Source organism: Streptomyces sp. NPDC016845 (assembly GCF_044332585.1).
GTDB lineage: Bacteria > Actinomycetota > Actinomycetes > Streptomycetales > Streptomycetaceae > Streptomyces.
The window spans coordinates 61,778-77,951 of the sequence record NZ_JBIRPI010000030.1 but is presented as its reverse complement, the minus strand read 5'-3'; the positions used below and the strand labels follow the sequence as shown (position 1 = coordinate 77,951).

Annotated in this window: 11 protein-coding genes; 7 read left to right on the top strand and 4 right to left on the bottom strand. The window is 70.9% G+C overall.

Features of this window, described 5'->3' with window-relative positions; translation table 11 throughout:
- Positions 1-176: 176 nt before the first annotated feature.
- The 4 genes from ACH4RC_RS38290 (at position 177) to ACH4RC_RS38275 (ending at position 3,958) form a co-directional block, all read left to right on the top strand.
- A complete protein-coding gene (locus tag ACH4RC_RS38290; RefSeq protein ID WP_398209067.1) occupies positions 177-545 on the top strand; it encodes a hypothetical protein in 369 nt (122 codons plus the stop codon).
- Positions 546-828: 283 nt separating this feature from the next.
- The gene (locus ACH4RC_RS38285) at positions 829-1,248 is read left to right on the top strand and encodes a MerR family transcriptional regulator (RefSeq protein ID WP_398209065.1); all 420 of its coding nucleotides are present in this window, start codon (positions 829-831) and stop codon (positions 1,246-1,248) included.
- Between the two features lie 2 nt (positions 1,249-1,250).
- Positions 1,251-1,565, top strand: coding sequence for a thioredoxin (trxA, locus tag ACH4RC_RS38280; protein ID WP_398209064.1), 315 nt, complete (start codon positions 1,251-1,253; stop codon positions 1,563-1,565).
- A gap of 158 nt (positions 1,566-1,723) precedes the next feature.
- Positions 1,724-3,958 carry a HelD family protein gene (locus tag ACH4RC_RS38275; RefSeq protein ID WP_398209073.1) on the top strand — a complete coding sequence of 745 codons (2,235 nt, stop codon included), beginning with the start codon at positions 1,724-1,726 and terminating at the stop codon, positions 3,956-3,958.
- 62 nt (positions 3,959-4,020) lie between these two features.
- On the opposite strand, the gene glgB is transcribed toward ACH4RC_RS38275, so the two are convergent.
- The 4 genes from glgB to ACH4RC_RS38255 all read right to left on the bottom strand — a co-directional run bounded on the left by glgB (position 4,021) and on the right by ACH4RC_RS38255 (position 12,134).
- Positions 4,021-6,360, bottom strand: coding sequence for a 1,4-alpha-glucan branching enzyme (glgB, locus tag ACH4RC_RS38270; RefSeq protein ID WP_398209062.1), 2,340 nt, complete (start codon positions 6,358-6,360; stop codon positions 4,021-4,023).
- Positions 6,361-6,493: 133 nt separating this feature from the next.
- Entirely contained in the window at positions 6,494-7,861 is a 1,368-nt protein-coding gene (locus tag ACH4RC_RS38265; RefSeq protein ID WP_398209060.1) for a phosphotransferase, read from the bottom strand.
- Between the two features lie 279 nt (positions 7,862-8,140).
- The gene (gene treS, locus ACH4RC_RS38260) at positions 8,141-9,835 is read right to left on the bottom strand and encodes a maltose alpha-D-glucosyltransferase (protein ID WP_398209058.1); all 1,695 of its coding nucleotides are present in this window, start codon (positions 9,833-9,835) and stop codon (positions 8,141-8,143) included.
- Between the two features lie 37 nt (positions 9,836-9,872).
- Entirely contained in the window at positions 9,873-12,134 is a 2,262-nt protein-coding gene (locus ACH4RC_RS38255) for a maltotransferase domain-containing protein (RefSeq protein ID WP_398209057.1), read from the bottom strand.
- Positions 12,135-12,679: 545 nt separating this feature from the next.
- Between ACH4RC_RS38255 and ACH4RC_RS38250 the strand changes: the two genes are divergently transcribed.
- The 3 genes from ACH4RC_RS38250 to glgP are packed head-to-tail and all read left to right on the top strand — an operon-like array spanning position 12,680 to position 16,100.
- A complete protein-coding gene (locus tag ACH4RC_RS38250) occupies positions 12,680-13,261 on the top strand; it encodes a 1,4-alpha-glucan branching protein (protein ID WP_398209055.1) in 582 nt (193 codons plus the stop codon).
- Between the two features lie 31 nt (positions 13,262-13,292).
- Positions 13,293-13,448, top strand: coding sequence for a hypothetical protein (locus ACH4RC_RS38245; RefSeq protein WP_398209053.1), 156 nt, complete (start codon positions 13,293-13,295; stop codon positions 13,446-13,448).
- A gap of 30 nt (positions 13,449-13,478) precedes the next feature.
- Entirely contained in the window at positions 13,479-16,100 is a 2,622-nt protein-coding gene (gene glgP, locus ACH4RC_RS38240; protein ID WP_398209051.1) for an alpha-glucan family phosphorylase, read from the top strand.
- The last annotated feature ends 74 nt before the right edge of the window (positions 16,101-16,174 follow it).

The following is a 16,174-nucleotide window of genomic DNA, read 5'->3' as shown; positions in this document are numbered from 1 at the left end:
CTGCAGGGGGGACCCTGTGGGAGAGTAGGACGCCGCCGAACTCATTGTAGAGAAAAGCCCCGTGCCATATGGCACGGGGCTTTTCTGCGTTCAGGCGCAGATACCTAGATACGGCTCGGCCGTATCTAGGTACGACCGCTCATGCCAAGGCCCCCGTACCGGCATTGGATAGGAGCATGTCACTGGATATCGCCGCAGACGCGCCCGCACAGCAAGCCCAGGCCACCCGGCAGTGGATCGCCCCCCTGCTGTCCTCGGTGGTGACGATCCCGGCGGCGCTCTTCGCGTGGTTCTACGCGGGGCTGGCGCCGATGGCCTGTGACTCGTGCACCGACGCGCAGGCGGCGGCTTTCGACCCGAGCTACGAACGTGCCTACACGGTCTTCGGCTGGGGACTGACCATTTCGCTGCTGATTCTCGCGACCGCATGGCTGCTGCCGTGGGAGGAGCGGTTCGAGGCCCGCCGGACGGGGTTCGCCGCGCTGGCGCCGATGGCACTGCTGGCGACGGTCCTGACGTTCGCAGGGATGGTCGACTGGCCGTAGGGCGGACGCTGGTCCGACCCGCAGCCGCGTACGAGACGGGAGGGGCCGTCCGGGGCATGTGCGCGCGCAGCACAGTTCACGCGGTGGCGGCACCCGAAGCGAGCGGCGACGCCATCAAGATGGCGAGCACGGACATGCCCCGGGCGGCCCCGTACCCACCCCGACACCTGTCGGAACGAGACGGAGAGCCGCCAACCACCACACCAGGCGGCCACCCTCCCTTCCACGCGTTCGCCCACACTCACTGGCCTTGACGCCAGGGTCAACGTCTACCGTCATAGGCATGCGCATCGGAGAGCTCGCGGCCCGCGCCGGCACGACCACGCGGACGCTCAGGTACTACGAGTCACGCGGGCTGCTGCCCGCGCGGCGCGGCGGCAACGGCTACCGGACCTACGACGAGGGGGATCTGCGCGCGCTGCGGCAGATCCGTACGTTGCAGGACTTCGGGTTCGACCTGGAGGAGACCCGCCCGTTCGTGGAGTGCCTGCGCGCAGGCCACCCGGAGGGCGACTCGTGCCCGGCATCGCTGGCCGTGTACAGGAACAAGCTCACCGAACTGGACGCGCTGATAGACGAGTTGACCGCAGTACGGGAGACGGTCGGTGCACAGCTGCACCGCGCCGAGCAGACCGTCGCCGCGCTGGCCGCGGAACAGCCGGCCCCGCGCTGCGAACTCACCCGGCAACAGGAAGAGGAGTGATCATGCGGGACGTGACGGACGCGGACTTCGACGAGCAGGTGCTCAAGGCGGAGCTGCCCGTGCTGGTGGAGTTCACGGCCGAGTGGTGCGGGCCGTGCAGGCAACTGGCCCCGGTGCTGAAGTCGATCGCGGAGGAGGAGAAGGAGCGCCTGGACGTCGTGGCGATCGACGTGGACGCCAACCCGGAGACGGCGGCGAAGTACAACGTGCTGTCGATGCCGACGCTGATGGTCTTCAAGCAGGGCGAACCGGTCTGGTCCCGCGTGGGCGCGAGGCCCAAGCGCCGACTGCTCGAGGAATTGTCGGACACCGTCTGAGAAACCGGGACCGAGGTTGGAATTACCCCCTGCCCGGGGTATATTCGGTGTTTCTGTGTGCCCACAGAAAAGGCCCCTCACCGGGGGCCAACTAAACACACCGTACCGGGCAGGGAGCAGTTTTGTCAAGCCGGGAATCCGCCGCATCGCAGAAAGAACTGCAAAAGGAACAGGAATTCATCGACCGGCTCTACGCGCGGATCGACGCGTTGCGCGGCGCCGCCGCGGACTCGGTCACGGACGCCCTGACGCCCGTAGGCACAGGTCAGCAGGCCCGCCTGGAGCGCGACCTGCTGGTCGTGGAGCGCTCGGGGCTGCTCGCCGCGCTGAATGCGGTGGACGGTTCGCTCTGTTTCGGCCGCATCGATCTCACGGACGGCACGGCGCACCACATCGGCCGTATCGGAATCAGAGAAGAGGACACCGAGCACACCCCGATTCTGATCGATTGGCGCGCCCGGGTGGCCCGCCCGTTCTATCTGGCGACGGGCCACGTCCCGATGGGATTGCGCCGGCGCCGCCACCTCACGACAGAGGGCCGCACGGTCACGGAGCTGCACGACGAGATCCTCGACCTGGGCGACGACGAGCGCACGGGTTTCGAGGACCCGAGCGGCGACGCCGTACTCCTCGCCGCGCTGAACTCGGCGAGGACCGGCCGCATGGGTGACATCGTGCAGACGATCCAGGCGGAGCAGGACCGGATCATCCGGCACGACCACAGGGGCGTACTGGTCGTGGAGGGCGGCCCGGGCACGGGCAAGACGGCGGTGGCGCTGCACAGGGCGGCGTTCCTGCTGTACGAGCACAGGGAGCTGCTGGCGAAGAGGGCGGTGCTGATCGTGGGCCCGAACCCGGCGTTCCTGTCGTACATCAGCGAGGTGCTGCCGGCGCTGGGCGAGACGGGCGTACTGCTCGCGACGGTCGGCGAGCTGTACCCGGGGGTGCACGCGACGGCGACGGACATCCCGCAAGCAGCCGCGGTCAAGGGCGCGGTACGGATGGCGGAGGCGCTCTCCCTGGCGGTCCAGGACCGCCAGCAGCTCCCCGAACCGGGCGCCCCGCTGATCATCCCGCACGACGACGGCGACCTGATCCTGGACTGGGAGATCGCGTACGAGGCGCGCCAGGCGGCCCGCGACACACTCCTGCCGCACAACTTGGCGCGGCCGCACTTCGCCTTCCGCATCCTGGACGCCCTGACGGCCCAGCTGGCGGAGCGGATCGGCGCGGACCCGTACGGCGGCCCGAACTTCCTGGGCCCGGACGACCTGGCCCAGCTCGGCAAGGGCGTGGCGGCGAGCGCGGAGGTGCACGCGGCGATCGAGGAGCTGTGGCCGACGCTGACCCCGGAGCAGGTGGTGGCGGACTTCCTGGCGGAGCCCGTACGCCTCTGCGACGAGGACGCGGAGGCGATCCGCAGGAAGGCGACGGGCCCGGCGGACTGGACCCCGGCGGACGTACCGCTGCTCGACGAGGCGGCGGAGCTGCTCGGCCACGACGACGCGGCGGAGCGGGCCGCGGCGGAGGCGGCGCGGCAGGAGAGGATCGCTTACGCGCAGGGCGTGTTGGACCTGTCGCGCGGCTCGGAGACGTACGAGTTCGAGGACGAGGACGAGTCGGAGGTCCTGGCCGCGCACGACATCGTGGACGCGGACCGGGTGGCCGACTGGTACGAGGAGGAGGACCACCGCAGCGCGGCGGAGCGGGCGGCGGCGGACCGGACGTGGGCGTTCGGCCACATCATCGTCGACGAGGCGCAGGAGCTGTCGCCGATGGCGTGGCGGCTGCTGATGCGGCGGTCGCCGACGCGCTCGATGACGCTGGTGGGCGACCCGGCACAGACCGCCGAGGAGGCGGGCGTCGGGGCGTGGGACAAGATCCTTGAGCCCTACGTGGAGGACAGGTTCGAGCACACGCGGCTCGGGGTCAACTACCGCACGCCGTCCGAGATCATGGACGTCGCGGCGGCGGTGTTGCGGGAGGCGCACCCGGAGTTCGTACCGCCGTCTTCCGTACGGTCGACGGGCGTACGGCCTTGGCGTCGCATGGTGACCGGAGACATCGCACAGGCGGTGGCGGAGGTCGCGGCGGCGCAGACCCCTGGCGAGGGCCGCTTGGCCGTGATCGCCCCGCGCCGGCTCCGAGAGGCGCTGGCCGCGCGGCTGCCCGGCATCGAGGCGGACGCCGAACCGGACCTGACTCAGCACCTTGTGCTGCTCGACCCGCGTCAGGCGAAGGGGCTCGAGTTCGACCGGGTCATCGTGGTCGAACCCGCCGAGTTCGGGCTGAGCGATCTGTATGTGGCGCTGACCAGGGCCACACAGACCCTCGGGGTCGTGCACGCGAAGGAGCTGCCTTCGGCGCTCCAGCGGCTCGCCGTAGCCGAATAGGAGGTAGGGCGGGGAACCGCGCCGTCGTGGCTGGTCGCGCAGTTCCCCGCGCCCCTAGGCGGTCATGGCCGCAGCCACACCGTCGCCAGTGGCGGCAGCGTCAGCCCGATGCTCGCGGGGCGGCCGTGCGCGCCCACGTCGTCGGGCTTGACCGGCTCCGGATTGCCGACGCCCCCACCCCCGTACCGCACCCCGTCCGTATTGAGCACCTCATGCCAAGCCGGTACGTCCCCCGGTACCCCGAGCCGGTACTCGTGCCGCACGACGGGCGAGAAGTTGGAGACGGCCAGCAGCGGGCTGCCGTCGGCGGCGTGGCGCAGGAACGCGAAGACGTTGTCCTCGACCGCGTCCCCGGCGATCCACGAGAACCCGGCCGGATCGGTGTCGCGCTCCCACAGAGCAGGCGTCCCGCGATACGCGGCGTTGAGGTCACGGGTCAGATCGCGCACCCCGCGGTGATCGGCCTCGGCGCCGTACGCGGGGTCGAGGAGCCACCAGTCGGGCCCACTGGCCTCCGACCACTCGGCGCCCTGCGCGAACTCCTGCCCCATGAACAGAAGCTGCTTGCCGGGGTGGGCCCACATGAAGCCCAGATAGGCGCGGTGGTTGGCGCGCTGTTGCCACCAGTCGCCCGGCATCTTGCTGACCAGGGACCGTTTGCCGTGCACGACCTCGTCGTGGGAGATCGGCAGCACGTAGTTCTCGCTGTAGGCGTACACCATCGAGAACGTCATCTCGTGATGGTGGTACTTACGATGCACGGGCTCATGGGCGAGGTAGTCCAGCGAGTCGTGCATCCACCCCATGTTCCACTTGAGCCCGAACCCGAGCCCGCCGAAGCCCCCCGGCCCGATGTGATGGGTCGCGCGGGTGACCCCGTCCCAGGCGGTGGACTCCTCGGCGATGGTGACGACGCCGGGCACGCGCCGGTACAGGGTGGCGTTCATCTCCTGGAGGAAGGAGACGGCGTCAAGGTTCTCCCGCCCCCCATGCTGGTTCGGCGTCCACTGCCCGTCCTCGCGCGAGTAGTCCAGATAAAGCATGGAGGCGACGGCGTCGACGCGGAGCCCGTCGATGTGGAACTCCTCGCACCAGTACAGGGCGTTGGCGACGAGGAAGTTCCGCACTTCCTTGCGCCCGTAGTCGAACTCCAGCGTGCCCCAGTCCGGGTGCGCGGCCCGCAGTGGATCCTCGTGCTCGTACAGGGTCCGCCCGTCGAACTCGGCGAGCGCCCAGTCGTCGCGCGGGAAGTGCGCGGGCACCCAGTCCATGAGGACGCCGATACCGGCCTGATGCAGTGCGTCGACGAGGAACTTGAAGTCGTCGGGGGTGCCGAGCCGGGCGGTCGGCGCGTAGAACCCGGTGACCTGGTATCCCCAGGAACCGCCGAAGGGGTGCTCGGCGACGGGCATCAGCTCGACATGCGTGAAGCCCAGGTCCGCCACGTACCGCGGCAACTGCTCGGCCAGCTGCCGATACGAGAGCCCGGGCCGCCACGACGGCAGATGGATCTCATAGACCGAGAACGGTGCCTCGTGCGCGGGACGGTCGTTGCGCGCCCGCAGCCACTCGTCGTCGTGCCAGACATGGCGCGAGACGTGTACGACGGACGAGTTCGCCGGCGGCGTCTCGGTACGGGTGGCGAGCGGATCGGCGCGCTGGGTCTTGCTGCCGTCCGGGCGGGTGATCTCGTACTTGTAGAGCTCGCCCTCGCCGATGTCGGGGACGAACAGCTCCCAGATGCCGGTGGAGCCGAGCGAGCGCATGCTGTGGGCGGCGCCGTCCCAGTAGTTGAAGCCGCCGACGACGCGGACACCGCGCGCGTTGGGCGCCCAGACCGTGAAGCGGGTGCCCTGGATCCCCTGGTGCTCCATGGGCCGGGCGCCGAGCGCCGTCCACAGCTGCTCGTGGCGGCCCTCGCCGATGAGGTGCAGGTCGAGGTCGCCGACGGAGGGGAGCAGGGAGTAGGCGTCCGCGACGCGCTGCACGGTGTCGCCGTAGGTGATCTCCAGCGTGTACGGGGACGAGGCCGGGGAGGCGGGGGCGGACCAGGCCGCCTCGGACGGGAGGAGCGCGGAGAAGAAGCCGTCGCCGTCGTCGCGCAGGTCGGTGCGCAGGCCCTCCGGGGTGGTGACGGTTACTTTCTCGGCGTAGGGACGCCACGCGCGGAAGGCGACGCCGGTGCCGACGGGGTGGGCGCCCAGGACCGAGTGGGGATCGTGATGGGTGGCCGAGAGAAGACGCTCGCGGTCACTTGCCGGTACGGAACCGCTCTCCGGTACGGAACCGCTCTCCGGTACGGAACCGCTTGCCGGTACGGAACTGCTCTCCGGTACGGAACCGCTTGCCGGTACGGAACCGCTCTCCGGTACGGAACCGCTCTCCGGTACGGAACTGCTCACCGGTGCTGACGGAGGTGCTGATGCCGCTGCCGGAGCCGGTACCGAGGCCGGTTCCGGGGGCGGGTTTTCGGTCGGGCGGCGGGTCACGGGCGGGGCCTCCTTGATAAGCCGTGCATGGGTGGTGGCGCGGGTCTCAGGCCGGCTCCGCGAGGCGTGCCAGCGCCGCCAGCGGCACGGGCAGCCAGTCCGGGCGGTGCCGGGCCTCGTACAGGGCCTCGTACACCGCCTTGTCCGTCTCGTACGCCCGCAGCAGGACGGGGTCGGTGCGCGGGTCGCGGCCCGCGGCGGACGCGTAGCCCGCGCAGTAGGCGGCGCGGCACGCGTCGGACCAGGCGGGGTTCCAGGGGCGGTGCGAGCGGGCGGCGTAGTCGAAGGAGCGGAGCATGCCGGCGACGTCGCGGTGCGGCGGGTGCGGCATGCGGCGTTCGGCGAGGGGGCGGGACGGTTCGCCCTCGAAGTCGATGAGGCGCCAGAAGCCGGAGGGGTCGCGCAGGCACTGGCCGAGGTGGAGGTCGCCGTGGACGCGCTGGGCCTGCCAGGTGCGGCCCTCGCCGGCGAGGTCGGCGAGCGCCTCGAACGCGGTGCGCAGACCGGGCAGGTGGGGCAGGAGCGCGGGGACCTGGTGGGCCGTGGCCTCCAGGCGTGCGGTCATCGCCGCGGCGAGTTGTTCCAGGTGGGCGCGGGTGAAGGTGACGGTGGGCAGGGCGCGGGCCAGGGCGGTGTGCACCTCGGCGGTGGCGCGGCCCAGCTCGCGCGCCTCGGCGGTGAAGTCCTGCTGCTCGACGAGGTGTTTGAGGGCGAGGTCGAAGCCGTCGGCGGCGCCTTTGAGGTAGGGCTGGAGCACGCCGAGCGTGGTCTCGCCGTCGGCGCTCTCGTACCAGGCGACGGGGGCGGGGACGCGGTCGCAGCCCTCGCGGGCCAGGGCGAGGGGGAGTTCGAGGTCGGGGTTGGTGCCGGGCAGGACGCGGCGGAAGACCTTGGCGATGAGCGCGTCGCCGTAGACGACCGAGGAGTTGGACTGCTCGGCGGCGAGCGGGCGGGGCGTGAGGTCGTCGGGTATTCGGCCGTCCGGCTCGCGGTGGAAGCGGAGTCCGCCGAAGGTGCCGGGCAGCCGGAGACGTTCGAGGAGGACCGAGGTCTGGCGCGGGTCGTGCAGGGCCTCGTAGGCGGTGCGGCCGGCGAGGGGGCCCCGGGTGATGTGGCCGATGACGGCGGGCGCGAGGTGGGGCGGCAGGGCGTCGGTGGTGCCGATGAGGAGCTGGTAGCAGTCGCCGGGGCCTTCGTCCGCCGGGGGCTGGTGGGTGCGCAGGAGTAAGTGCAACAGGGCGTTGTCGGGCCGCAGCCGGGTGACGGCGTCGAGGGTCAGCTCGGTGACCGGGCGTCCCTTCCCCGCGAACCACCGCTGGCGCGGCAGCCACTCCCGCAACAGTGGGTCCAGGGACGTGAGCAGCTCGTCGTGGCCCTGTGGCGAGATGACGGGCCGGGCTGCGGTTTCCGACATGGCGTCGCGTCCTTCCCCCGGGGGGTGCGTCGGATGATGCGAGCGGGCCCGGGTGCCGAGATGCTGTCCAGAGAAGCTGCTGCGAAGAAGAGCTGCCCAGAAATGGGGACGTGCCGGGTATGCGTGTAGGAGTGCCCCGGGCGCGGGGAGGAAAACCGGAGGATCCGGCTCTCCCGCCCCGGGCCGCGGGTTGCGCGGTACGCGGTCCGCGCTGTTTCGGGCCTTTCGGTCCTTGTGCGTCGTCCTTGCGCGTCGGTCCTTGCGCGTCGTCCTTGCGCGTCAGTCCTTGCGCAACCGGTACCAGTAGAACCCGTGCCCCGCCAGGGTCAGGAGGTAGGGCAGTTCTCCGATGGCCGGGAAGCGGACGCCGCCGATCAGCTCCACCGGGTGCCGGCCGGCGAAGGTCTGCAGGTCGAGTTCGGTGGGCTGGGCGAAGCGCGAGAAGTTGTGCACGCACAGCACCAGGTCGTCCTTGTACTCGCGCAGGAAGGCGAGCACGGCCGGGTTGGAGGACGGCAGTTCGGTGTACGAGCCGAGGCCGAACGCCGGGTTCTGCTTGCGGATCTCGATCATCCGGCGGGTCCAGTGGAGCAGCGACGACGGTGACGACATCGACGCCTCGACGTTGGTGACCTGGTAGCCGTAGACCGGGTCCATGATCGTCGGCAGCGAGAGGCGACCCGGGTCGCAGGAGGAGAAGCCGGCGTTGCGGTCCGGGGTCCACTGCATCGGGGTGCGCACCGCGTCGCGGTCGCCGAGCCAGATGTTGTCGCCCATGCCGATCTCGTCGCCGTAGTAGAGGATCGGCGAGCCGGGCAGGGAGAGCAGCAGCGCGGTGAACAGCTCGATCTGATTGCGGTCGTTGTCCAGAAGAGGAGCGAGCCGCCGCCGGATCCCGATGTTGGCGCGCATCCGCGGGTCCTTGGCGTACTCCGCGTACATGTAGTCGCGTTCCTCGTCGGTGACCATTTCGAGGGTCAGCTCGTCGTGGTTGCGCAGGAAGATGCCCCACTGGCAGCCGGACGGGATGGCCGGGGTCTTGGCGAGGATCTCGGAGACCGGGTAGCGGGATTCGCGGCGCACCGCCATGAAGATGCGCGGCATCACCGGGAAGTGGAACGCCATATGGCATTCGTCGCCGCCCGAGGGGAAATCGCCGAAGTAGTCGACGACGTCCTCCGGCCACTGATTGGCCTCGGCGAGGATGACGACATCCGGGTACTGGGCGTCGATCTCCCTGCGGACGCGCTTGAGGAACTCATGCGTCGCCGGAAGGTTCTCGCAGTTGGTCCCCTCCTCCGCGTAGAGGTAGGGCACGGCGTCGAGACGGAATCCGTCTATGCCGAGATCGAGCCAGAAACGCAGTGAGGCGAGGATCTCCTCCTGGACGGCCGGGTTCTCGTAGTTGAGGTCCGGCTGATGGGAGAAGAAGCGGTGCCAGAAGTACTGCTTGCGGACCGGGTCGAAGGTCCAGTTGGACGCTTCCGTGTCGACGAAGATGATCCGCGCGTCCTGGTACTGCTTGTCGTCGTCGGCCCAGACGTAGTAGTCGCCGTACGGGCCGTCGGGGTCGGTGCGCGACTGCTGGAACCACTCGTGCTGATCGCTCGTGTGGTTCATGACGAAGTCGATGATGACGCGCATGCCCCGCTGGTGCGCGGCGTCCACGAACTCCACGAAGTCCGCGAGATCGCCGAACTCGGGGAGGACGGACGTGTAGTCCGACACGTCGTAACCACCGTCACGCAAGGGTGACTTGAAGAACGGCGGAAGCCAGAGACAGTCGACGCCCAGCCACTGGAGGTAGTCCAGTTTGGCCGTGATGCCCTTGAGGTCACCGACACCGTCGCCGTTGCTGTCCTGGAAGGAGCGGACCAGCACTTCGTAGAAGACGGCACGTTTGAACCAGTCAGGGTCCCGGTCCTTGGCAGGGGTGTCCTCGAAGGTGTCCGGAACGGGCTCATTCATGATCATGGGGTGGGTGACCCTCCGAATCCCTTTGGCAGAGAATTCATCGCGGCGTGGACGGTCGCAGGACGGTGAGGACGTGCGCGGGCGTACGGCCCGGTTCCAGGCGCACGTAGTTCGCCCTGCCCCAGTGATGGGTGGTGCCGGTGAGCTCGTCGTGCACGGAGACCGTCTCGTGCCAGCCGAGCCCCAGGTGTGGCATGTCCAACGAAACGGTCGCCTCCTGGGTGTGATGTGGATCGAGGTTCACGACGACGAGAACCGTGTTCGAGCCGCTGCGTTTGGAGTACACGACCACCTCGTCCTTGTCGGCGTGGTGAAAGTGCACATTGCGCAGTCCGCGCAGCGCCGGACTGCGGCGCCGGATGTCGTTCAGCGCTGTGATCAGCGGGGCGATGGTGCGCCCCTCGCGCTGGGCCGACTCCCAGTCCCGCGGCCGCAGTTCGTACTTCTCGGAGTGCAGATACTCCTCGCTACCGGAGCGTAGCGGAGCGTTTTCGCAGAGTTCGTATCCGCTGTAGACGCCCCAGGACGGGGAGAGGGTCGCGGCGAGGACGGCGCGGAGTTCGAACGCCGGACGGCCGCCGTGCTGCAGGAACTCGTGCAGGATGTCCGGGGTGTTGACGAAGAAGTTGGGCCGCATCGCGGCCGCTGATTCGCCTGCCAACTCCTGTACGTATTCAGTGATCTCCGTCTTGGTGTTCCGCCAGGTGAAGTACGTGTACGACTGCTGGAAGCCGATCTCGCCGAGCGTCCGCATCATCGCGGGGCGGGTGAACGCCTCCGCCAGGAAGATCACGTCGGGATCGGTGCGGCCGATCTCCCCGATCACGTGCTCCCAGAAGACGACCGGTTTCGTGTGCGGATTGTCCACGCGGAAAATACGCACACCGTGCGCCATCCAGTGGCGGAGCACCCGCACCGTCTCCGCGATGAGCCCCGGCATGTCGCGGTCGAAGGCGATCGGGTAGATGTCCTGGTACTTCTTCGGCGGGTTCTCCGCGTACGCGATCGTGCCGTCGGCCCGGTGGTGGAACCACTCCGGGTGCTTCTCCACCCACGGGTGGTCGGGTGAGCACTGCAGGGCGAAGTCGAGCGCGATCTCCAGACCCTCGGCCCCGGCGGCGGCGACGAAGCGGTCGAAGTCGTCGAGCGTGCCGAGGTCGGGGTGGATCGCGTCGTGGCCGCCCTCGGCCGAGCCGATCGCCCAGGGCACGCCGACATCGTGCGGGCCGGGGGAGAGGCTGTTGTCCGGGCCCTTGCGGAACGTCGTGCCGATGGGGTGGACCGGCGGCAGGTAGACGACGTCGAAGCCCATCGCGGCGATGGCCGGCAGGCGGCGCGCCGCTGTGGCGAACGTGCCGCTGACCGGCGGTCTGCCCGGCTCCACCACCGCGCCCTCCGAGCGCGGGAAGAACTCGTACCAGGCCCCGTACAGGGCGAGCTCGCGCTCCACCTGGAGCGGCAACTCCTCGCTGGACGTGACCAGTTCACGCAGCGGATGCGCGGAGAGGACCGCGTCGACGTCGGGGGTGAGCGCGGCGGCGAGCCGGGGCGCGGCCTGTTCGCCGGTGTCGCGGAGCGCGGCGGCCGCCTGCAGAACCGTTTCTCGCTGTGGGCCCGCAAGGTCGGCCGCGGCGCGTTCGTACAGCGCCGCGCCCTCCTCCAGGACGAGTTCGGTGTCGATCCCGGCGGGGACCTTGATCTTCGCCGCGTGCCGCCAGGTCGAGACCGGATCGCCCCATGCCTCCACCGCGAACGTCCACGCGCCCACCGCGTCCGGCGTGACCTCAGCGCCCCAGCGGTCGGTGCCGGGGGCCAGTTCGCGCATCGGCGTCCACGGGCCGGTTCTGCCGTCGGGGCCGCGCAGGACCACGTTCGCGGCGACGGCGTCGTGGCCCTCGCGGAAGACGGTGGCCGTGACCTGGAACGTTTCCCCGACGACCGCCTTCGCCGGACGGCGGCCGCGGTCGATGACCGGGCGCACGTCACGGACGGGGATACGGCCGATGGTCACCTGGACGGGCGGCGGCGCGGGCGCCTTGCGCTGCGCCGGTGGCTTGCGCGCGGCCGGGGCCTTGCGCGCGGCCGGGGCTCTGCGCTGGGCCGGGGCCTTCGGGGACGCGGTCTTCGGGGACGCGGTCTTCGGGGCCTGGCTCTTCGGCGCCGGGGGCTTCTTGGCGGCGGTGCCGTCGGTGGCCCCCTTGCTGCGGGTGCGCTGCGCCGGCGGCACGCTCGCGGGGGCCGGGACCTTGCCGGGCGGCGTCTTGTCTGAGGACGTCGGGGTGGGGCGTTGTGCGGGCATGACCGCTCCTGTCCGCGGGGTCGGGGGTTGCGGAGACGACGTTCGGGGAGTGGGCCGTGCGAGGGGGCCTGTGCGGGGGACTGCGTCGGTGGTGCGCCGGTGCCGCAGCGCTGCCGCGCCGCTGCCGCGATGGTGGGTGAAGCCGCTGTCGCGACGGTGCGTGCAGCCGCTGCCGCGACGGTGCATAAATGCGTGCCGGGTGGAGCCTTCCACACTCTTCGGGCGAACAATCCGGAGCTTTGTTAACTACTCGCGCGTAAGGGAGAAGACGCCGCCTGTCCCGCCTCTCGGGTCGGGACCGACTCATGGAATCCTCTTCCAGTTACGGGTAGTTGACCGGCAGGAGGCGACAGGGGTCGGGTCGGGTACGTGCGGACCGATCGGTACGAGTACCCCGGTCCCGGCGGCTTGCACGTGCGTCTTCCCGACCCGGCGACCGTGCCGGTTGGCAGCCTTGCGCGCGGTGCCAAGTGCCACAAGTTGTAAGACGGGGCGGAACCGGCCATATCGTTTGTCGTGTCGGTGGCGCGTGCGAGCCTGGACGCATGTCGATCATTCACCGCACCGAAGTCAAGCCCACCAAGCTCGAACTTCTCACCGAGTGGCTGCCGGCGCAGCCCTGGTACGAGGGGTCCGGTGCGCCCCAGCTGACCCGCTCCGGCGGGTTCCGGCTCGACGACCCCGCCGGGGAGGTCGGGATGGAGTTCATGGTCGTCACGGACGCGTCGGGCGCGCGCCCGGTCGCGTACCACGTGCCCATGGCCTACCGTGGCGCCCCGCTGCCCGACGCGCCCGAGGCCGCACTCATCGGCACCGTGGAGCACGGCGTGCTCGGGCGCAGATGGGTGTACGACGGCGCGCGCGACCCCCTGGTGCGCACCCAGTTGGCGGCGCTGCTGAAGGGCGAGGTCCCGGCGCACTCCCAGAGCGTGGACGGCGCGCTCGACCCGACGGTGCACGCCCGGCTCGACCCCGGCGCGCCCGCCTCACCGGAGATCGTGCGGGTCCTTGAGCCCGGCGGCGCCACGCCCGGCACGGTGGGCGAGGTCAGCGCGGAATGGCGGCGCCCGGACGAGAGCGTGGTGCGCGGCACGTTCGTCGTGGTGCGCGCTGCCCAGGGCAGGTAGGGGTCGCGGGCGGCTCCGTGCGCCGTGGCCCGTGGGGCTGTCGCCGACTACCGTCGGGGATGACGTACGGGACGCAGGAGGAGGTGCGTCCCGGCCGATCGACCCGATCGACCCGATCGACCCGATCGACCCGATCGACCCGATCGACCCGACCGCCCCGACCGCCCCGACCGCCCCGACCGTCTGATGCCCCCGCTGCCCGCGCGAAAGGGGAACCGTGAAGGCCATCCGCCGTTTCACCGTCCGTCCGGTCCTGCCCGAACCACTCGCCCCGCTGCATGAGCTGGCCCGCAATCTGCGCTGGTCGTGGCATGCCAGCACCCGTGACCTGTTCGCCTCTGTCGACCCGGGGCACTGGGCCGGATCCGGCGGTGACCCGGTGCGGCTGCTCGGCGGCGTCGCACCGGCCCGGCTCGCCGAGCTCGCCGCCGACGAGCGGTTCCTCGCCTCCCTCGGCGAGGCCGCGGAGGACCTGCGCGGCTACCTCCAGGGCGACCGCTGGTACCAGACACAGGCGCAGGCCGGCGGCCTCCCCGCCGCCGTCGCCTACTTCTCGCCCGAGTTCGGCATCACGGCCGCGCTGCCGCAGTACTCCGGGGGCCTCGGCATCCTCGCGGGCGACCACCTCAAGGCCGCCAGCGATCTCGGGGTGCCGCTGATCGGCGTAGGGCTGCTCTACCGGCACGGTTACTTCCGGCAGTCGCTGTCGAGGGACGGCTGGCAGCAGGAGACGTACCCCGTCACCGACCCGAACGAGCTGCCGCTGTCCTTGCTGTGCGAGCCCGACGGCAGCCCCACGCACATCGCGCTCGCGCTGCCCGGCGGGCGCCGGCTGCTCGCGCGCGTGTGGCTGGCGCAGGTCGGCCGGGTGCCGCTGCTCCTCCTCGACTCCGACGTCGAGGAGAACGACGCGCACGAGCGCGAGGTGACCGACCGGCTCTACGGGGGCGGCAGCGAGCACCGGCTGCTCCAGGAGATGCTGCTCGGCATCGGCGGCGTACGGGCGGTGCGCGCGTACTGCCGCCTCACCGGGCACCCCGCCCCCGAGGTGTTCCACACCAACGAGGGGCACGCCGGGTTGCTCGGCGTCGAGCGCATCGCCGAACTGAGCGCGGACGGGCTCGACTTCGACGCCGCGATCGAGGCGGTCCGCGCCGGGACCGTCTTCACCACGCACACGCCCGTCCCCGCCGGGATCGACCGCTTCGACCGCGAGCTGGTCGCCCGGCACTTCGGCGGCGCCGCCGAACTGCCCGCCCTCGACGTGAACCGGATCCTCGGCCTCGGCATGGAGACGTACGCGGGCGGTGACCCGAACGTCTTCAACATGGCGGTGATGGGGCTCAGGCTCGCCCAGCGCGCCAACGGCGTCTCCACCCTGCACGGCTCGGTCAGCCGGGAGATGTTCGCGGGCCTGTGGCCGGGGTTCGACCCCGAGGAGGTGCCGATCGCCTCCGTGACGAACGGGGTGCACGCGCCGACCTGGGTGGCGCCCGAGGTCTACCGGCTCGGCGCCCGCCAGATCGGCGAGCGGCGCACCGAGGACGCCCTGTCGGTCGGCGCCTCGGACCGCTGGGACGCGGTCGGCGAGATCCCCGACCGGGACATCTGGGAGCTGCGGCGCGAGCTGCGCGGCCAGCTCGTCGACGAGGTGCGCACCCGCCTCGCCGCGTCCTGGCGCCAGCGCGGCGCGTCCGGCGCCGAGCTCGGCTGGATCGACTCGGTCCTCGACCCGGACGTCCTCACCATCGGCTTCGCCCGCCGCGTCCCCTCGTACAAGCGGCTCACCCTGATGCTGCGCGACCCGGACCGGCTGATGCGGCTGCTGCTCGACAAGGAGCGGCCCGTGCAGATCGTCGTCGCGGGCAAGGCGCACCCCGCCGACGACAGCGGCAAGCGCCTCGTCCAGGAGCTGGTGCGGTTCACCGACGACCCGCGCGTGCGCCACCGCATCGTGTTCCTGCCCGACTACGGCATGGCGATGGCGCAGAAGCTCTACCCGGGCTGCGACATCTGGCTCAACAACCCGCTGCGTCCGCTGGAGGCGTGCGGCACGTCCGGCATGAAGGCGGCGCTCAACGGCTGCCTCAACCTGTCCGTCCTCGACGGCTGGTGGGACGAGTGGTTCGAGCCGGACTTCGGCTGGGCGATCCCCACCGCCGACGGCACGGCCACCGACGAGCACCGCCGCGACGACCTGGAGGCGGCCGCGCTCTACGACCTCCTGGAGCGCCGGATCGCGCCCCGCTTCTACGAGCGCGGACCCGAGGGCCTGCCGGACCGCTGGATCGAGATGGTCCGCCAGACCCTCACCCATCTGGGCCCCAAGGTCCTGGCCGGCCGGATGGTCCGCGAGTACGTCGAGAAGCTGTACGCGCCCGCCGCCCGCGCCGACCGGGCGCTCACTCCGGAGGCGGCCCAGGAGCTCGCGGTGTGGAAGGCGCGGGTCCGCGCGGCCTGGCCGCGGGTCGCCGTCGACCACGTCGAGGCGGAGGCGGCCACGGCGGCGGAGCTGGGCGCGACCCTCTCCCTGCACGTCCGCGTCGCCCTCGGCGATCTCGGCCCCGACGACGTGGAGGTCCAGGCGGTGGCGGGCCGCGTCGACGCCGAGGACCGCATCGCCGACGCGCTCACGGTCCCGCTCAAACCGGTCGCGGGCCCCGACCTGGAGAACCGCTGGTCCTACGAGGGGCCCCTCTCCCTGGACCGCACGGGCCCGTACGGCTACACGGTCCGCATCCTCCCGTCCCACCGCCTGCTGGCGTCGGCGGCCGAGGCGGGGCTTGTGGCGGTGCCGTCGGAGGCGGTGGGGGAGGGGGCCGGGGTGCTGATGCGCTGAGCGGGGCGCCCCGTACGGGTGACGGCTCCCTCAACTTGCCTGTTACAAGGGTAAGTTGAGGGCGTCGTTCTTCC